The sequence below is a fragment of the Bdellovibrionota bacterium genome, from assembly GCA_035292885.1.
Taxonomy (GTDB): Bacteria; Bdellovibrionota_G; JALEGL01; order JALEGL01; family DATDPG01; genus DATDPG01.
Map to the genome: position 1 here is coordinate 1 of DATDPG010000040.1, position 18,849 is coordinate 18,849.

An 18,849-nucleotide genomic window follows, 5' to 3' on the forward strand; every position below is an offset into this window, starting at 1 on the left:
CATTCGACGTGATGCGAACCTCTTTTTTGGCCGTCCCAAACTTGAGTCGTTAGTCCGCTCTTGTTAGAGTCACCTTCCTTTATGACCCCGCAGGTACGTCTCACATTTTTTATCGCACTGGCGCTTTCTTTGGGAGGTTGCGCGCCGGACCGTTGGAGGGCCAAAACCGTGGAATCAGCATCGGGAGAAAAGTCTCAGATCTTTGCCGTCAACAACGTGCCCTTCGGAAACGGCATGAACGTCGAAAAATACCGGCTTTCAAATGGTTTGAAGGTCATCGTGGTGGAGGACCCGTCCGCGCCGGTGTTTGCTTACCACACCTGGTTTAACGTCGGCTCTCGGAATGAACGGGAAGGAATCACGGGGATCGCCCATCTCTTTGAGCATCTGATGTTCAAAGAGACGAAAAATATTAAGGAGGGCGAATTCGACAGAATCCTCGAGGAGCAGGGAGGAAAGGTGAACGCGGCCACGTACGTGGACTGGACGTTTTACCGGGAGAGCCTGCCAAGACATGCCTTCGACCTGATTCCCAAATTAGAAGCCGAACGGATGCAGAACATGATTCTCAACGATCATCAGGTCAATTCCGAACGGGAAGTGGTCGCCAATGAACGCCGTTTCCGCACCGACAACTCCCCTTCCGGCGCGATGTACGAGGAACTTTACAAGCTCGCATACACGAAGCATCCGTATTCCTGGCCGGTCATCGGTTGGATGAAGGACATCGAAGCCATTTCGACGAAGGATTGCCTGGAGTTTCATAAGACATATTATTCCCCCAACAATGCCACCGTCGTCGTCGTGGGGGACGTGGATACCCAGAAGGCGCTCAAACTAATCAACGAACATTACGGACCGATTCCACCCTCCACGATTCCCCCGGAAAATCTTCCGGTCGAACCGCCGCAAACAAAAGAAAAGAGATTGGCCCTTGAAAAACCGGTCCCGGCGGACAAATTGTTGATCGCGTTCCATACCCCAAACGCCCTCCATCCGGATTATCCGGTCTTGGAAGTCGCCCAGGCCATTCTGTTCAACGGCCGCAGTTCCCGGCTCTTCCGAAAACTCGTGAGTGATACTCAGATCGCCGGCGGGGCGGGAGGATGGGTGAATCAGGTGAAGGACCCCGGTCTCTACGTCATCGACGTCACGATGCAGCCAAAGCGAACCGCGGCAGAGGCGGAAAAGGTGGTCTACGCCGAGTTGAAACGTCTCGCAGCTGAAGAAGTTCCCCAGAAAGAGCTCGATAAAGCGGTCAATCGCCTCGAGACTTCCTTCTGGCAAAACCTGAGAACGGCCGACACCAAGGCACAGGCGCTCGGGTTCTATGAAGTCGTGGCGGGGGACTACCGGAGGCTCTTTGACGAAGTCGCCGCGTATCGCCGCGTCAAGCCGGCGGATGTCAAACGGGTCGCGCGGGTTTATTTTCACCCCGAAAACCGAACGGTCGTCACGGCCAAACCTCAAAAGAATACGAAGACAAATCCAAAGACCAAACCGAAGGCGAATCCAAAAACATGAGGACACAGATCCCGGCTTCGATCCTGGTTTCGTTCGCACTATTTCTATCCACCGAGGGGAGCAGAATCATGAGTACGGCAATCGCTGCATCCAAGAACAGATCCGACGTCATTCAACAAATGCCCTCGTGGGTACGCGTGGAGGGTGTCGACACAATCTTGGCGGAAAAGCATGACACCCCGTTGGTGTCGATCAACATTGCATTCTCGTTCGGCTCTTATTCCAATCCATCGGACAAGGGAGGCCTCGCTAATTTTTTCGGCGACATGCTCCTGCGCGGAACCAAGACGCGGACGAGAGAAGAGATCGAAAACGAACTCGATTTTTTGGGGGCCAACCTGAAGGTCGACACCGGCTACCACTCCACCATGGTCCGTGGCCAGGTCCTCCGGCGCAACCTGGATCGTCTGCTCGCGCTGATCACGGATATTCTGACCGCATCGATCTTCCCCGAAAAGGAAGTCTTAAAGGTCCGGGACGAGCTGATCTCGGAGTTGAACATTCGCCTCGAAGACGACACCTCCGTGGCTCGGGTCCATTTTATGGAAGCTCTCTTCGCCGGCCACCCGTACGGCAGGGATCAGATGGGGAGCATAACGTCGCTGAAGTCGATTACCCGCGATGATCTGGTCCGTTCTTTTCGGGACCACATTCATCGGAGTGGAATAATGATCGGCGCCGGAGGCGATCTCGATCGCCCGGCTTTTGACGCTATCGTGCGCGCGCTCGCCACAAGCCTTCCGGTGGGGAGAGATGCGCCGAATCAAGTGGCGTTCCACCGAGAACTTCATGGACGAAAGGTCATTCTGGTCGACAAGCCGGAGCGAACGCAGACGCAGTTCTTTCTGGGTCACCCGGGTATTTCAGCCACGGATCCGGATTATTTCCCCCTGATGGTATTCTCGACCGCGTTCGCCGGGCATATGTTCCAGGCGAAGTACCTGCAGGAGATCCGCGTCAAACGTGGATGGGCCTATGGGGCTTACGGCAGACTGGATGCCCGGAGAGACGGCGGCGCTTTTTTTCTGCACACGTATCCGGCGGTGAAAGACACGCTTCCCGCTCTGGAACTGAGCCTTCAAATGCTGGGCGATGCCGCGGAGAAAGGTCTCTCGGATGACGATCTGACGTTTGCCAAGAACTATTTGGTGCGTTCGTTCCCGTTCTTGATTGATACGCCCGAAAAAATCGTCGACGAACGAATCGTCGCGCGTTTCGTGGGCTATTCCGATGATTACCTCGAGACGTACATCAGCAAGATCATGGCGGTAACTCCCCAACAGGCGCGCGCGGTAGCGAAGAAGCATCTCAACGCCAAGGACTTGGACATCGTGGTCCTGTGCACCGCCAAAGACTTTAAGGACACAATCGGCAAGGCGGTTGGAGCCGCGAGCGTTGAGGTCGTCCCCTTCGATCGACTGTGAATACGAATATACGCGGGCTCTTTATGATCCGAGATACGGATACGCCTCGAAACGGCGTTTGTACTCTTCGGCAAGCTTGGAGGCCGTGGCATTGTCCATCTTGTTTTGCGTCACTTGTTCCTGAAGCGTCGTCTTGATGGATTTAACAAGTTTGTCCGGTTCATACCCGTAAGCCTCCAGCGTCTTTCGAACCGTCTCCCCCTTCTTCGCATTCTGAACGATCATTTTTCCGCCGTCGTCCACAATGACGTGAGCTTCGTTGACCGCGCCGAAGAGATTATGGAGATCCCCCATCGTCTCTTGATAAGCGCCGATCAGAAGGAACGCCAAGTAATACGGCTCGTTCGCCTGCAACTCGTGGACTTCGAGCGCCCCTTTAATGTCCTTCAGATCCACAAACTTCTCCACCTCGCCGTCCGAGTCGCAGGTGATGTCCACCAACGTCGCCAGCTTGGTCGGCTTTTCATTGAGCCGATGGATCGGAACGACGGGGAACAGTTGATCCAAAGCCCAGTGATCCGGAATCGACTGAAAAACGGAGAAGTTACAAATGTATTTTTCAAACAATCGATCCTGCAATTCGTTGAACTCGTCGGCCTGAAACTTCGCGGTCTTGCTGTATTTGACCGCCTGACGGGCGATCTCCCAGTAAAGCCACTCCCCTTTTGAGCGATCCTCCAACTCCAGCATTCCTAAGTTGAACAAAGAATACATTTCGTCCCGCCGTTCAATCGCGTCGTGGAAGAACTCACGATAATTCTTCACGCTGATGTTCTTCCGAATATAGAGAAGATCTTCGATGACCCGGGGTTCGTGCCCCGTAAGCTTATTTTTCCGTTCCGCGTCTCCGTTGATATGGCCACGAACGTCGACGACCAACATGGCGTGATAAGCGACGAGCGCGCGGCCGCTTTCCGAGACGATCTTCGGATGCGGAACATGCTCGTTCTCGCAAACGTCCGCGATGTTGTAGACGACGTCGTTTGCATACTCTTCCATCGTGTAATTGACGCTGGCGTCCGACGACGTCTTGCTGCCGTCGTAATCGATCCCGAGTCCGCCGCCCACGTTGAGATATTCGATCGGGACGCCCATCTTCCTCGCTTTGGCGTAAACCCGCGCGCCTTCCTTAATCGCTTCTTTGATTTTCCGGATCTCGGTGACCTGCGAACCGATATGAAAATGAAACAGCTTTAATTGACCCAGCAAATTCTTCTGCCGGAGAATCTCGATGGAATCGAGCAGCTGGCTGGTGGAAAGGCCGAACTTGCTGGCTCCCCCGCCCGACTTTTCCCAAAGCCCCGACCCCTTCGCATTTAATTTTACGCGGAAGCCGATCCATGGAAGCGTTTCGCCCGCCTGGGCCAGTTCAAGGACTCCGTCCAGCTCAAACGGCTTTTCAATGACGACCACGACCTTCCGGCCCATCCGAACGCCCATGCTGGCGGTGATGAGGTAATCCCGGTCTTTGAATCCGTTGCAGACCGTAAGGGCTTCCGCGGGCACCGAAAGCGCCAGCGCGCCCATCAGTTCCGGCTTGCTTCCGACTTCGATCCCGAGATTCTGTTTATAGCCGGCTTCCAACAATCCCTCGACCACGGTTCGACGCTGGTTCACCTTGATCGGAAAGACGGGGTAGTAACCCTGTTGGTATTGAAATTCGACGATGGCTTTTTGAAATGCGCCGGTGAGCGCCTGCACCTGGCTTTCGAGAATCTGCGGAAAACGAAGCAGAAGCGGCGTTCCGATCCGACTCTTTCTTAATTCCTCGACGACTTTAAGAATTTCGATTCGGCGTCCGTCGTTTTTCGTCGGCAGAACTTCCAACCGACCTTCTTCGCTGGCGCCGAAATAACCCGCGCCCCACAGATCAACTCCGTAAAGGTTTAATGCATCTTCGACATTGAATCCGTCCATCCTCTGTTCTCCCCGGGCCGGGCGCATTATACGGATTTTTTTTTCAAAAACTCCAATAAGAAATGCATTGCGGCGAAAGATTTTTCACTCTCGGACGCCGGTTGACACCACCCAAACCGGTGAAATAGTCTGCGCGCCCCATGGCTCAACGGTTGCAATTCCTCGATCCCGAAAAGAAGTTGGCCAGCGCCGACGAGGCCCGAGTCGTCGTCCTCCCGATTCCTCTCGAAAAGACGACTTCGTACCTCAGAGGCACCGCCGGTGGACCCGAAGCGATCGTCCAAGCCAGCTCCCAAGTGGAATACTACGACCCGGAACTCGGCCTTGAGCCTTGCCAAGCGGGAATCTATACCGATTGGGAGTTCGGAGATCCTGCCTGGAACAACCGCCCGGTGGAAGAGATTTTGGATCGAATTCGGTCGAAAACGCGGGCACTTTTGGACGCTAAAAAGTTCGTTCTCGGCTTGGGAGGAGAGCATACGATTACCGTAGGCCTCATCGATCCCTATATCGAACGCTACGGCAAGGAGCTGACCGTCGTACAGATCGACGCCCATGCCGATCTTCGAAACGAATACCAAGGAACGCCTTACAGCCACGCCTCGGCTATGCGTAGGCTTTTGGGACGAGTACCCATTGTTTCAATAGGGATCCGAAGCTTGGACAGTGAAGAAGCGAAGGTCGGTAAACCGCCCGCTTGCCACCTTTTTTATGCTCACGAGATCCGTAAGAACCCGAAGTGGATCCCCGACGTTTTGAAAGCCATCAAGAGCCCCAAAGTCTACCTTACCGTGGACGTGGATGGTCTGGACCCATCCGTTTTGGGATCGACGGGGACGCCGGTCCCCGGCGGTCTGGGTTGGTACGAAACGCTCGATCTTTTCCGAGCGGTCGCGGAGAAACACGAGATCGTGGGCGCCGACGTAAACGAATTCACGCCGGGACTCATCCCGTACTGCGACTACACCGCCGCCCTGCTCTGCTACAAGATTATCGGCTACGCAATTTGCCTGCGATAACGGACGTTTACTGAATAGATGTAGGGTTACGGGCTCCGGTCTCGCCGTGCACCCCCATTGCTCCGGTCCTCGCAATGGGGACCCCCGCCTCGCCACCCGTAACCCTACATTTGTAATTTTCTGTAAATGCGTTATCGACCTTGTAGTTTTTCAAGTCGGATTTTGGCGTTTTTGTACGACGGATCCATTCGAAGCGCCGATTCCAGAAACGCTATCGCGCCCGATCGGTCCCCTTGAGCTTCTCGAGCCCGCGCCAAGTAATAGAACAGCGAGGCATCTTCCTCCCCCGATCTCCGGACCGACTGAAGCGTCTTTTCCGCTTCGGCGACGTTCCCGCTTTCCAGAAGCGCGGCTCCCAACTGACGTTTCAGAAGCGAGTCGCCGGGTTGCGCCTCCATTGCCCTCCGGTACACAACCGCGGCCGCGGCGTACTGTTCCGCCTGAAACAGAGCGCTCCCAAGATATCGGAGAGTCGGCAGGTCCGACGGGTTAAATTCGTGGGCCTTTTTGAGGTCCTCAATAGCAGGCTTCGGGTACCCCTGATCGAATTCGATCTTGGCCCGTTCCAGGTGAATCATCGCCCGTTCTCGATTCATCAGCATTAAGTTTGGATGACCCAAGATGCCATCCAACAAGGCCCGCGCTTCATCAAACCGCTTCGTCAGGCGATACGACCTGCCGAGAGAGAATCGCGGTTCCCAACGGTCCGGAAGACGCTTTACAAGCGGTTCATAAATCAGCGAAACCTCGGCCCACATCCCTTCCCCTTCAAAACCGCGAGCCAGCATTTCAGCTGTGACCAGATCGTCCGGCTCTACTTCCGATAGTTTTCGGAGAAGTGGCACGGCTTTTTTGTATTGTTTTCGGTCGATATAGGCGCGAGCCAGCGCTTCCTTCACGACAAATGAAGCCGGAAACTGTCGAACGGACCCTTCGAGCGACATCAGTCCCGCTTCGGCCGCCTTCCCTTGAGTCAAAGCAATTCCCAACCATGCGAAAGCTACAGGGTCCCTCGGCCGAAGAGTCGCCGCCTCTTGGGCGTGCGGTAGGGCCTTTCCAAACTGTCGGGCGGAGTTGTAAGCGAGAGCCAGCGATCTCGCGCCCCGAGAGTCCTGAGGATTCTTCTCCGACCATCGAAAACTCATTTCATACCCGTACCGAATCCAGCTCTCCTTGTTCTGCCGGCCTCCCAAATAGGAATGTACGTCCGCCAAGAGAAGGGCCAAATCCTCCTGTTCGCCTATTTTTTCCCAAAGCTCCACGAGCTGTGGGCGCATTTTCTCGAATACAGACGGCCGAAATTTCTCCAGCTCCTGACGAAATGCCGCCAATCGAGAAACGTCTTCGGCCGATATGGCTTTACGCGCTATGACTTGGGGTTGAACCGCCGAAATCGGCACGGAGGGCGTGGCAACCTGCCTCACTTCCGTTTCCACTTTTTTGAAGGCTTCAAGGACAGAAAGCGCCGTCGAACTGCCCGTCGGAATGGCTGGCGGTGCAACCCACGTGGGAGCCGGCGCATTGGACCCGAACACGGTCAAGGGAATCGGCGTCGGCCCTGGAGTATTGAGAGCCCGAGGCAGCGCAGCCTGCTCCATGGTTCTGAGTCGATCAAAGTCCGGCGTTTCCCGGGTGACCCAATAAGCCGCTCCGCCGAGCACCAAGGCCCCAATTGCGACGACGCCCCAATACCCTCTCGGCAATCCGAAGCTTCTTCGATCTTGTCGCCTTCGCCTTCTTTGGGTGATCCGGCGTTCTTTGCTCACTTCATCGATCGGGATGATTTCAGGCTCGATCTCGGCTGGGACTCCGTCCTCCGTGGTCTGCCCGCCTCCAAAAGGAACCTCGTGATCGCCTAAAGCCTGCCCGATGATTTCGTCGGGTGCAGCCGCCACCTCAAACGGAAAAATCTCGTCACAACTGCTGCATCGAAGCTTTACTTTCGATGCGGGGAGCATCGACACTTCGATATCGAAGTGCGTCTGGCATCTGGGACAAAAGATCAACATTCCGGGGAATCTCGCCGATTAGGGGATGTCGTAGCCGAACATGACCTGTCCCGCAATGGCCACAACTTCATGTTCGATCGGTTGGCCGGCGCCCAAATACTGAACATCGTATATTCCGGGGGGGATATTGAAGAAAATATAGCTGCACTCCGTGTCGGCCATACGACCGCTATTGACCGTGCAACCGTTGGAATCGAAATAAAACGGCCCGTTCACTCCGGGAGAGAGGACGCTCTGCTTCGTTTCTCGGTCCACCAGTTCCACCGACTGGATGTTGCAGGTTCCCGTTCCGGCTGGAGCCACGATTCCCATAACGATGGACTGATTCTGAAGATCGACTTTTTGACTCGCCAGAACCGCAGGGCGACAGCGGCCGCTGACGCCGGTCGCATCATCCACAATCACTTGAATGCTGCCTGCCGGAAATGCTCCTAGGGAAAGAAAGGAATTCGGGTCCACCAGCAACGGGAAAGAGGCGACAACGTCCAAAGTGGCGCCTGAAACCTGAAAAACCAATGTCTCTTGATAGGGAAGATTATGAACATCAAATTCCGGAGCATTCTGCGAGCTTGTTCGGGGGACAAACGTGGACGGAAAATCACTTTCGGTGCGTCCCATGACGACTATCGTCGCCGTATCCGGGAGATTCGGGATGTCGTTCGGATTCGCGGGCAAGAGAAATCCCTGCATGGCAACCGGATCCCCCGGCTCTGGACTGGAACAGGCGGTAACCAGGAGTAGAAGAAATAATGGGGATATTTGGAAACCCGGCTTCATTCGGCCGGCTTTTGCGAATGCCCGCGCCGGGCCCGCTCCACGAGCTCGATTAAGACGCCCCCCGTCGATTTGGGATGAATGAAGGCGACTTTGGCACCCTCGGCCCCCGGCCGGGGTGCAGGTTCGATCAGTTGAACGCCCTCACCCCGAAGGCGCGCGATCTCTTTCTCGATGTCGTCCACGCGAAAGGCCAAATGATGCACGCCCGGACCCCGCTTCTTGAGGAACAGGGCAATAGGCGATTGATCCGATGTCGGCTCTAGTAATTCCACACGATCGGGTCCACCGAAAAGCAGTGCGACGCGCACATTTTCCGTAGGTACCTCTTCCGTATTAGGTACCTCTTCCGTATGATGATGGTGAAAGCCGAGCTTCTTAGAATACGATTCGAGCCCCTTTTCGAGCGATTCGACGGCCACGCCGATATGGTCAAGCCCGAGGATCAAGGGCGGATGTCAAAATCAAGAGAGTAAATCATCGCCAAAAGACCATCTTCTACGGCTTGGAAAATTCAAACCCTAGTTCACCACAATCTTCAGTCGTTCCAACGAGAAATGGGTTGGACACGGCCGCAACCCCGGGGTCGATTTTTCGGATACGAAGCTCGTAGCTTCCGAGACTGTTCCCCGTGCCGGCCACGATGAGCGTATAGCTCTTCCCGGGTGTCAGCTTGATCGTAACAGAGCCGTCTGTCGTATAAATCTGCTGGTCGACACCTGGAATTTGCGAAACGTTCAGGTTGGCCTGGATGTGGGGCTCGAGAGCGCTAAGTCCGCCGGAGAGAACGCCAGGATCGAAATAGGACGACAACTCCACGGCCGGATCGTTCGCCGCGAGGAAAGAACCTTCGCCTCTCCGAACCGTTCGCGTGTTCATGTTGTTCCCTTTGTCCACCCACGAGCATTCCGTATCCGAGTCGCGGCTGTCGCCGTCGATCGCGAAGATATCGAAGTCCTGGTATTGAGTCTCCAAACAGGACGGTGCTGGGCACGCGGTACTTTCGTTCGCCCGGCCCCGGGACATTTCGGTGAGAATCTGATTGGCGAGGCCGGTCGGCTGCGCAATTTCACCGGACGCCAAGAAATTGTCCGGCGACTCGGGGAACAGATCGGGATCGGCTCCGGCTACTCCGGTGTCTGCGTGGCAATTCAGCGAAAGACCGTTGATGCTTCGCGGATCGTATAACGTCTTTGGGTCCGTCGATGGATAGGCCGGACTATTACCGATAAATTCGCGAGAAAAAAGGACGTCCGGGAAATCCGAACCGTCGTAGCTCGTCGTCATAAAGCTATTTAACCAAGGGTAACTTCCTAAACTGGAAGGGGAGGTTTCGATATTCGTCACTCCAAACAAAAAAGACGTCCCATAGCCGGTAGTTGAAATCCCGTTGGGCGGGATATAATCCGCCACGGTAATGTTGGGATCGTCCGGTGTCAGGTCGCAGTCCACTCCCATAATATCGCCACTCCACGTACCCGCGGATAAGGGGATCACCCCCGTATTCTCGAGCAGTCCCTCATAGATAATTCTTGACGAATCCACATCGATTGCAGGAGTACACGATTGCGTCGCTATGTTGGTCGTGAACGTCGATTCCCCATCTCCGCAAATCAGCTTTGACGTTAGCCAACGGTACTGTTGTCGAGTATCGGACGATTGAACCACGGACCCGCGAATGGGATGAGGCACGTAAGGATAGGGCACGTCCTTCGAGGAAACAATCGCCAATAGAGGCGTTAGCGCGGACGTGTCCGATTCATCATCGAACTGTCGGCGGACAACAAACTCCAGAGACCCGGCCTCTGCAGGTAGACTGGGCACTTGAAAGATATACTTGTCCGAATCCTGGACGTCGGTTACCGAACAACCTTTCTCCGAATCAGCGTTACAGACATGAATCGTCGAAGGTGAATCGATTCTTCCGATGATCGACAAAAAGTCATTCGAAGCGGTCGTATCCGCCCTGCGGTTTCCTGTTGCGACCAAAGAAGAGAGGTCCACTTTCTTGCTGAATCCCTGCCCCGTCCAATAGGGATTCGGCCCGGCCGTGTCCAGATCCTCGGAATGCTGATCGATCGGGCCGAATAGACTTTCCGAATAGACATGGGGAAAGGAAATGTCCGAACGGCGGACCAGAAATCCTTTCAGCTGGCTGGACGAACCCTTGATGGAAATGGTTTGCGTATCCTGAAACAGACCCCCAAGCCGAACGTACATGGCGGCGAATGGATCGATAAACCCGAAGAGCTCATTTCCGGGCGCATAAACATGCTCGTCGGCATTTTCTATCAGAGCGAACTCCTCGCTGTGGAATAAGTTTAGGTCGATACCGACCGCGTTTTGAGCACCGTTCGTGTCATACGTGCCGCCGTCCGCCCCGGCCCGTACCGAGCCCCCCAAATTTGCGATGCCGGTTCCAAAGACAGACGGATTGAGATCGAAATAATATTTGAGCGCCGTCACGCCGGGCTGTTGAAGATCCTGCCGACCTGTTCCGCTTGTGACCAAAGCGATCGTCCAATCTTTGAAAATGGACTGAAACTCCGTCTCCGAACTCACATCAAACGCATAGTCGGCCGCCTGTTCCAGGTTTTCCAAACTCGTGATTCCGGCGGTCGTAAGGCTCGCAAGTACGTTGTTCAAATCGTCATCAAAGCCGTCGCCGTTTGCGTCCGAAACCGTCGAGTCGACCTGCGACTGCAAATAGTACGTCATGAACATGAAGCTGGCGGGTATGAGATTCGCGTTGAACAAATCGCCCGCCGTACGGAGATCGAAGAGCTGCGGCTGGGATAGAAAGAGCGTCAATACGGAGCTACGCCAAATGTTGAATCCGCATAAATCGGCCATGACCGTACCGATTCCGTCTCGAATCCAACCGTCCTCGGCGCTCCCCCCGCTGATCAAGACATGCTGGTTAAAACTGATGATTTGATTGAGTCCGAACGCGATCCAAGCATTGAAACTCTTATCCACGTATGTGGCGGCATCTTCGGCCGTGCCGACGGAACCTCCGAAACTTCGGCTGTAGTTTCCGAGAGAATCCGGGGCAAAGACGAAAATGACTTCGCTTTCGTTCGATCCTGCGTTGGAAATCGGATCGAACGGAAGAAGATTCCGAGCATCCGTGTAACCACTTGTCCCGATCGTGGCGGTTTTCCGAAGGTGCCGGTTGATAATGGGCGTGATGAGAACGTTGACTCGGCTGTCCCCGTCCACATCCGATTCGGCCCCCATGAGCGACGTTTCCAAGGGGTGAATATTCCGGTCAAAAATCTGGACCACGCGATCCAGATCATAGGACGTCAACGTGTCCGGGAACGACGCATGAACGAGATCGGAAGCAGCCGCATCGGCTGCCACTTGAAAAGGATGGTCGCGATCCAAAAAGATATTGATGTGATCCCCTTGCGCCCGCAAGATGCCTGATGTCGTGCAAAAAACGTCAACATCATCCGGATTACAACGAACCCGAAATTCAGCCTCACCATTGACGGAAATGGCGCGGTTCGAAACCAGAGTCCGACTTAGACTCCGCGTGTACGTTAACGGTTCCTTGTTGAGGCGGGCATAGAGTGCCAGGTCTTGAGCCTTCTCACTCATCTCGCCCGGATCTCCAAATCGGTACGTGGATGCCGAAATCGTGGGTGGCTTCACGGCCGATAATTCCGACCTTTGTGTCGTTGTACGAAGCGCTGACGTGACCGGCGGTGTTTCATTGATCGGCGAATCGATCCGAAACGACATTGAGCTCGCCGTCGTGTTGTAAAGGATCAGCGTATATTCTTCCTTCCGATTATCCTTGGCCGGCGAACAGGTGACGTCCGAATTGACCAATGGAAAACGTGCGGTGCCATCCACGCCGATATCCACGCGAGCGACATCCCCTGCGGTACAAAGCCCGGGCTGACCGATCACCTCGGTTCCGCTTCCACCCGGAGGAACCGGCGTGGCCGTGGGCGTGGGTGTCGGATTATCGGGGTTCGGGCCTCCGACGCCCGATCCTCCGCACGCACTAAAGAGCGCCATGCAGAAAGCGGCGATGATTCCGGAGTCAGATAGCGTCTTTCGAGGCATAGATGTCTCCCTCATGGATCGTGTCACCCGAGATCTTTCACGGTAAAGTAACTTTTATTGTAGACGGCTTGCGATGATAAGCTCTTGATTACGTTATATTAAAGAAGCACTTTGCCAGTGTCAATGAGCCCAGAGATTCCGACGTTCCACTTGAACCTTTCCGAGGACTTACCTCCGCAAGGCGACCTGACGACGAGCCCCGGTTACACCATTCTCCTTTGGGCGATGCAGCATTCTTTCAACGGAAAACTCGTCTTTGAACGGGAACAGCGAAAAAAGATTCTCTATGTCGAAGCCGGGACAGTGGTCGACTCGAAATCCAATCTCGTCCCGGAAGGGATCGATTCGTTCTTCTCCCGGGGATTTCTGTCCACCTCAGAAGTCACGGATTTACAGGCGGAAATCGCCTCCGCTTCGGCCGTCGACATCGATAAGGCTCATCTCGAATGGATTGTATCGCATGGATTGCTACCGGCCGAGGAAGTGGACCGTGCCCTCCAGCTGCTTTTATGGGAACGCTGTCTCAATCTTTTCGGGTGGTTTCAAGGCCGCTATTCGGTCCAAACGAAAGTCCGCTCGAATGAGCCCTCCTCGATTCGCAAACATCGGGTTTCCACTTCTCTCCCGGATTTATTCAAACAGATCGAAGACTTCCTCGGGCGGGGGAAGCCATGGCTCGACCAAAGGCAATACGTTCCGGAGTTCCAGGGAGACCTTCGTTCCCATGGAACTCTTTCCCTCTTTCACGCCCTCACCACTAAACATTATTCGGGCCGGTTGATCCTCACACGGGGACAAAGACAGAAGACCTTCCGGTGGAATTTTGGAACGATCACGTCGGCTGCCTCCTCCGATCCGGGAGAAACGCTGGGCGTCATACTCGAGCGTTGGAAGTATCTCCAAGGAGATGTCGTTTCCCGATTGGAATCCACAGCTCGATCGCGAAACAGCCGTTTACGCGACGTCATTCGCGAAGAAAATCTCTTGACCGAGGTCCAGCTATCGGGGGCCCTGACCACCTTGCATACGGAGCGAATTCTGGAATCGTTCTCCTGGTGGTCCGGAAGCTATCAATTGATTCCTTCGAGCGGAAGCAAGGAAGCCCCCACAGCATCGCCTCGGCCGACCGCAAAACTTCCTCTCGCAGCGAAAGAACTGGAAGAGACCACGGAACGGGAAATCGACGCGCAGCCTGACGATGCGCCATCGTCGGCCGCCCCTTCCGCGACGTCGCTGGCGGCGTCGTTGGATCCGCTTTTCGGTCCTCCTCCCAACAATTCTCTTTTACTGCTCGAACTCCCTCCCACAGGGAAGAGCCTGCCTGAAATCGTCCAGTCCGTGGGGAGCTGGCACAGCCGGGGGATCCGGACCATTGTCATTCAGGTCGGTGGCCGAACATCCGAAGACGCGAATCCTTCAACATGGAACGAACCGACCATCTGGAAAAAACTTTTGGTAACCAGCGGAGGGGTCGATCCGGATCTTTTGGTTCTGGCTCACGAGGATCGCTCCTGGAGAAGCGTCGACGGAATCGAACGCTTTCGCCGTTTCTCTTCTGAAATCCTCTCCACGTATGATCGAATCGTATGGATCGCCCCGCGTCCCAAGAGAGGCTCCCCGATCTTTCAAGCCGCCGGCAAGACCATTTTCATGCTTTCCAGGGCCCGCACGAGTCGCAAATCCCTCAAAAAAGCCATGGACCAAGTTTCGGGAGGACACGTGGCCGGCTTCGTTTTTCGCGAAACCGCGAAATCCCCTCGATGGTCCGAACTTCCCTTGGGATTCATTGAACGACTGAGCACTAAGGTGGCTCGATGGCGTCGCCCAACGTAGTGTCGATGACCAATCGTTGAGCTCTCTTCCAGTTCCAGGGTTTGCGCAAACCCCGCCGAGCGCTGGGCCCAATGTCCGGGTTTGTCTTGATCTTCTCATACTCTTCGAGCGCTTCCTTCCGCCGTCCGGCCAGATCCAGAACTCGGGCCAAAAACAGACGGTATTGCGCCGTCCGAAATCGACTGTCGGGCGTCTCGATCGCCCTCCGGAGCGCCTGCTCCGCTTCCGATAAATGACCTCTTTTCATATGAAAGAGACCCAACACGGACCAATAGAGACCTTCCTGGGGCGAGATGCTGCACGCCCTTTCCAGATGGGATACCGCCTCCACCAAGTCATTATTAGGAAAATACGCATCGTGAGCTTGGGCGTATTCCTCTCGAGCGATATCACGACGTTCGAATTCATGAGGTTCGAAAGAGCCGTTCTCTTGACCGGTCGGACCGGGAAAAAGATCGAACGCCGAATAGCGCCTTTTCGAAACCGGAGCATGACCTATCGCGCTGAACAATCTCCGCCTCGCAGGCTCGAACACGACGCTCGAAATCGTATGAACTTGGCAAACGGTGGAACCGTACGCCCTTTCGTTGCCTAAGATCGGATCCCAACTGTCGGCCAAGAACTGCGCACATTTGAGGGGAGTTAATACGACAGTCGATTCATCGACTAGCTTCTTGGCGCGAAAATACCTTGCCTTGGAATCGATCGACCTTCCGTGGCTGATCCAGTATTCCGATTGCTTTCCGCCCACGCCCGAATAATGGTTCGCGCAAATGACGGAGCGGTTTTCAAGCCCACGAATCTCGATTCCATCGGCATTCATCTCCACGACGATGGCGTTCCTCTCTCGCAGCGACCCCAACACAAACGACCAGCCGGCACCGGCGCGAAATCCGCTCAGAATACGAACCGCGTCATCCAACGTGCGCGCGTGTCGAATCACTTCCTGGCCCAGGATGACGATCGGAGTCGCCTGCAGCGAAACCCGCGTGGAGTAATTCATATGGAGCGAGAGGGTCAGGCCGGCTTCGTTCATGGCCGTTATTCCGGCGGTGTCGATCCCGAGCGCGGTGACGGAGGCGTATCTTTGGCCGTCCGGGGGAGCGTACTCGATCACCGCCGGGTGCCGCGTCCATCGCCTCCCTCCAGGAAAATCGAGGTTTCGCGCGTGCAGAAGCGGCGGTTCACCGTCCTCTCGCCCGACGACGACAAATGATGTGCACCCCAAGTGAATATGATCCAGCGTAGGGCCATGAAAAAAGTATTGTTGTTTCCCAATGAGATACGCATAGGCGTCGGGCATAACCATCGCCCGATGGATTAACGTGAGAGGTAATCCGCTCCCTTCCGCGAAACCTTCCGCCGCCGCCCGATAGTGCGCAGGGATCTGTTCGATGATCTTCTGCTCCACGAGGCGATCCACGAGCTTGCGAATCCGCTGACGAAAAGTCCGTTCCAACGAACCCCGAATCTGAAAGGAAAAGACGGAATCCAGAAATCGGCCGAAAAATTCAACGGCCTCCAGGGCATCGGCCTCCCTGGCCAGCCGGCCATGAGCTCTTCCCATCTGGAACGGTCCGCCGGAAAGTTGAAGCGTGTGCGGCCGAGGTGCGTCTTGACCCAAAGCGTTGCTTTTCGCCTCCGACATTCCGAATCATTAGAACTTCGCGCGACCTCCATGACAAGGTTAATGCGGCGCGTGAGTGAATTCAAATCGACAATGGCTTTACAATGGCAAATGAGACGGCTAGGTCTCTCCTTCTCCCGTGCCCGAAACCGAGCTGAATCCAATGAACCCAGGCGCACCTGTCGGAATTGAAGATTTATGCCTTCTCGCCAACACACTGGCCGAACACGGGCTTTATGAAAAGGCCGTGCAAATCTATGAAAGCGCCTGCCGTCTATACCCCGGCAACCTCGCACTTAAGATCAACCTGGGGCGTGTGCGGAGTCTTCAGCATCATTCCTTAGAGTCTCCCAAGGATTTTCTTCCGGCGCCAAAGATCGAACAGCCCACGACGGATTTGTGGGCCAACCGTTATCAAGGCCTGGGAGAAATCTTTCTTAAGAACGGGAGGCGCGATGAGGCGCGTGAGATTTTTGAGCTGTCCAAGGCCAGCAATCCGAGTTTCTATCTGCCTTTTTTGAATCTCGGCCGGCTCTATCTAGACTCCGGTGAATTCGAGCGCGCCATCGCCGAACTCGAGCAGGCACGAAGATTTAATCCGTTCAATGAGGAGGTTTGTAGCCTTTTGGGCGCCGTCCGGTTCCAAAACCGTGACTACCGCGACGCCCTGACGATGTATGTCGACGCTTTGATTCTATCCGGAGAGATTTCAAAGCCGGCCTCGCGCAGCCCGTACCGCACCAAAATCAGAGAATGCGCCGACAAAATCTCCGGATTTTCCGCCAAAATGCGAAACGATCTGATTCGAGATCGCCGAAACCGGATAAACGCTCGTTACGAAGAGTTCGAACAGGAGCTACGAAAGTCCGCTTCCGTTTCTTCGCCGCAAAGAGAAACTCCGACGGAAAACCCGTCGATCCCCGCCTCATCGCAGGTGATGGATGCCGCGAAAGAGGCCGACGAACGAAAGCGGACGCTGGAAATGGTGGCTCGGCTTAAACGCCACCTTATTTTCCGGAATATGGACGACGAAGCGGTGTTCAAAGTTGCGCGCTTTACCTCGGATATGCGTTTCCTCCAAGGAGACTTTATCTTCCAAGAATCGGAACCGATCTATGGCCTGTACCTCATTAATCGGGGAAAGGTGGAAATTCAAAAGAGTACCCCCTTCGGTCCGATTATTTACGCCACGTTTGAGAAAGGTGAGTTCTTCGGTGACGATAATCTTTTGAGCGGGCGGAAACGATTTACCTGCGCATTGGCCGTGCACGAAACAGATGTTCTGTTCATTGATAAAGCAGGGCTCGCGACCATCTTCGTCCGGGAAAAGGCCATCGCCATCCATTTTCTCTGGTATTTCTGGAAGTCGCTCAGCTTTCAAATACGGGAAGCCAATGACCGGATGACCAGTTTCTTCGCCGGTTCCTCTGAAAACGCGAAACGGGAAATTTTGGCCGCGACCGTTTCATCCCCCGGCCGCCCCACGCACGTGGAGATCGACAAGAAGTTGGAAGTTCTTCAGACCAAGGGCCTGACGGCGCGGGAACTCGGGCTCTTGGCGCGATTCAGCAATGAAGAGATGTACAACCATGGAGAAAAGATCTTCCGCGAGGGGGAACTCGGAGATCGGCTCTACATCGTTTTGGACGGCTCCGTCCTCATCAGCAAACAGATTCCGGGTGTGGGGGAAGAAGCGTTGGCACTGCTCAAGAAAGGCGATTTTTTCGGCGAAATGGCTCTCGTCGGACAGCATCACCGCTCGGCCGACGCAAAAGCCCAGGAACAGGGAACGACCGTATTGGTCGTGACGCGGGACGCGCTTCGTGAGATCCTGGCGATCGATACGGATTCGGCCTATCAGTTCTTAACCATTCTCTGCCGGATCTTGAGCCAGAGACTTCTCGAAATGAATGAGAAGATTTATCAATGGCGAATGATGTCCGGAGGGTTTTAATGAAATTGAATCACGTCCTCACGGCCATCGCTCTCAGTTTTCTACCGCTATTCGGTTGCAGCGATGACGGCGATGTCAACGGCACGGCGAACGTAGCGGATTGGAATGCGACGATCGATGGACAATCCGGCACCCTATCGATGTCGAGTCAAGAGGCCACGACCCGCCCAGACGGCGGTATTCGTATGTCGATGGCGGGCACGACGTCTCACGCTGAAAGTGTCGTCCTAACGGTCACGATCTCTGGAGGCGTCACGGTGGATCTTGAACCTCAAGGGGATCCGAATACCCCACCGTCGGCGACACTCCAGATCGGTGCGGGCGACATTAACTTCACCATGGATGTCGGCTCCGATCGTTACCGCGGTACAAGCGGTACAATTATATTTACGGCATACGACCCCAATGAAGGCGGAGACGTCAACGCGACTTTTGATGCCGGACTCGTAACGACCAGCCTTGCGTCACCGAAAGCAGCTACGCTTACGGGCGAATTCAAAGCGGTCGTCGTTACGCCCACGCCAACCCCGACTCCGACCCCGGGTCCCTAGAACCGGTCTCATAAATAGCTTCTGCTCCGCCCGGCTACAAAGGCTGCCAGCTGCGTTCTCGGGACCAAATGTCCTCAACGTACTGCAGAGAGTACGCTTCCGGGCATTTGGCCCCTGCGGCCTTGCTGACAGCCTTT

12 protein-coding genes are annotated in these 18,849 nt (G+C 55.0%); 6 read left to right on the top strand and 6 right to left on the bottom strand.

All coding sequences use genetic code 11. From position 1 onward, the window contains the following. Nucleotides 1–81 precede the first annotated feature (81 nt). Together VI895_03175 and VI895_03180 are read left to right on the top strand one after the other, a co-directional pair. Nucleotides 82–1,524 (top strand): pitrilysin family protein, encoded by a 1,443-nt coding sequence (locus VI895_03175; protein ID HLG18805.1) that lies wholly within the window; start codon nucleotides 82–84, stop codon nucleotides 1,522–1,524. Between the two features lie 68 nt (nucleotides 1,525–1,592). Next, nucleotides 1,593–2,948 carry a pitrilysin family protein gene (locus VI895_03180; protein HLG18806.1) on the top strand — a complete coding sequence of 452 codons (1,356 nt, stop codon included), beginning with the start codon at nucleotides 1,593–1,595 and terminating at the stop codon, nucleotides 2,946–2,948. A 21-nt stretch (nucleotides 2,949–2,969) separates the two neighbouring features. Here the strand turns inward: VI895_03180 and speA are convergent, their stop codons facing one another. After that, a complete protein-coding gene (speA, locus tag VI895_03185; protein HLG18807.1) occupies nucleotides 2,970–4,892 on the bottom strand; it encodes a biosynthetic arginine decarboxylase in 1,923 nt (640 codons plus the stop codon). A 113-nt stretch (nucleotides 4,893–5,005) separates the two neighbouring features. Between speA and speB the strand changes: the two genes are divergently transcribed. Next, nucleotides 5,006–5,884 carry an agmatinase gene (gene speB, locus VI895_03190; protein HLG18808.1) on the top strand — a complete coding sequence of 293 codons (879 nt, stop codon included), beginning with the start codon at nucleotides 5,006–5,008 and terminating at the stop codon, nucleotides 5,882–5,884. A gap of 131 nt (nucleotides 5,885–6,015) precedes the next feature. Here speB and VI895_03195 read toward each other — a convergent pair whose 3' ends face one another. From VI895_03195 to VI895_03210, 4 genes are read right to left on the bottom strand one after another with little or no spacing between them, the layout of a single operon-like run. After that, entirely contained in the window at nucleotides 6,016–7,893 is a 1,878-nt protein-coding gene (locus tag VI895_03195) for a tetratricopeptide repeat protein (GenBank protein ID HLG18809.1), read from the bottom strand. Between the two features lie 18 nt (nucleotides 7,894–7,911). After that, nucleotides 7,912–8,670, bottom strand: a complete 759-nt coding sequence (locus VI895_03200; GenBank protein ID HLG18810.1) for a hypothetical protein — start codon at nucleotides 8,668–8,670, stop codon at nucleotides 7,912–7,914. After that, the gene (gene mce, locus VI895_03205) at nucleotides 8,667–9,116 is read right to left on the bottom strand and encodes a methylmalonyl-CoA epimerase (protein ID HLG18811.1); all 450 of its coding nucleotides are present in this window, start codon (nucleotides 9,114–9,116) and stop codon (nucleotides 8,667–8,669) included. The genes VI895_03200 and mce overlap by 4 nt, the downstream gene beginning before the upstream one ends. 49 nt (nucleotides 9,117–9,165) lie before the next feature. Next, nucleotides 9,166–12,747 (bottom strand): hypothetical protein, encoded by a 3,582-nt coding sequence (locus tag VI895_03210; protein HLG18812.1) that lies wholly within the window; start codon nucleotides 12,745–12,747, stop codon nucleotides 9,166–9,168. A gap of 123 nt (nucleotides 12,748–12,870) precedes the next feature. Here VI895_03210 and VI895_03215 point away from each other — a divergent pair, with 123 nt between their 5' ends. Continuing rightward, the gene (locus tag VI895_03215; protein ID HLG18813.1) at nucleotides 12,871–14,580 is read left to right on the top strand and encodes a DUF4388 domain-containing protein; all 1,710 of its coding nucleotides are present in this window, start codon (nucleotides 12,871–12,873) and stop codon (nucleotides 14,578–14,580) included. On the opposite strand, the gene VI895_03220 is transcribed toward VI895_03215, so the two are convergent. Next, the gene (locus VI895_03220) at nucleotides 14,549–16,228 is read right to left on the bottom strand and encodes a C45 family autoproteolytic acyltransferase/hydrolase (protein ID HLG18814.1); all 1,680 of its coding nucleotides are present in this window, start codon (nucleotides 16,226–16,228) and stop codon (nucleotides 14,549–14,551) included. The two genes, VI895_03215 and VI895_03220, sit on opposite strands and share 32 nt — an antisense overlap. Nucleotides 16,229–16,370: 142 nt before the next feature. Between VI895_03220 and VI895_03225 the strand changes: the two genes are divergently transcribed. Continuing rightward, nucleotides 16,371–18,161 carry a cyclic nucleotide-binding domain-containing protein gene (locus tag VI895_03225; protein ID HLG18815.1) on the top strand — a complete coding sequence of 597 codons (1,791 nt, stop codon included), beginning with the start codon at nucleotides 16,371–16,373 and terminating at the stop codon, nucleotides 18,159–18,161. Next, entirely contained in the window at nucleotides 18,161–18,712 is a 552-nt protein-coding gene (locus tag VI895_03230; protein HLG18816.1) for a hypothetical protein, read from the top strand. The genes VI895_03225 and VI895_03230 overlap by 1 nt, the downstream gene beginning before the upstream one ends. Nucleotides 18,713–18,849 lie beyond the last annotated feature (137 nt).

Excerpts from the sequence above, each read along its gene's own strand:
- VI895_03175 (HLG18805.1), top strand. The coding sequence starts at position 82 with ATGACCCCGCAGGTACGTCTCACATTTTTTATCGCACTGGCGCTTTCT.
- VI895_03180 (HLG18806.1), top strand. The coding sequence starts at position 1,593 with ATGAGTACGGCAATCGCTGCATCCAAGAACAGATCCGACGTCATTCAA.
- speA (HLG18807.1), bottom strand. The coding sequence starts at position 4,892 with ATGCGCCCGGCCCGGGGAGAACAGAGGATGGACGGATTCAATGTCGAA.
- speB (HLG18808.1), top strand. The coding sequence starts at position 5,006 with ATGGCTCAACGGTTGCAATTCCTCGATCCCGAAAAGAAGTTGGCCAGC.
- VI895_03195 (HLG18809.1), bottom strand. The coding sequence starts at position 7,893 with ATGTTGATCTTTTGTCCCAGATGCCAGACGCACTTCGATATCGAAGTG.
- VI895_03200 (HLG18810.1), bottom strand. The coding sequence starts at position 8,670 with ATGAAGCCGGGTTTCCAAATATCCCCATTATTTCTTCTACTCCTGGTT.
- VI895_03210 (HLG18812.1), bottom strand. The coding sequence starts at position 12,747 with ATGCCTCGAAAGACGCTATCTGACTCCGGAATCATCGCCGCTTTCTGC.
- VI895_03215 (HLG18813.1), top strand. The coding sequence starts at position 12,871 with ATGAGCCCAGAGATTCCGACGTTCCACTTGAACCTTTCCGAGGACTTA.
- VI895_03220 (HLG18814.1), bottom strand. The coding sequence starts at position 16,228 with ATGTCGGAGGCGAAAAGCAACGCTTTGGGTCAAGACGCACCTCGGCCG.
- VI895_03225 (HLG18815.1), top strand. The coding sequence starts at position 16,371 with ATGAACCCAGGCGCACCTGTCGGAATTGAAGATTTATGCCTTCTCGCC.
- VI895_03230 (HLG18816.1), top strand. The coding sequence starts at position 18,161 with ATGAAATTGAATCACGTCCTCACGGCCATCGCTCTCAGTTTTCTACCG.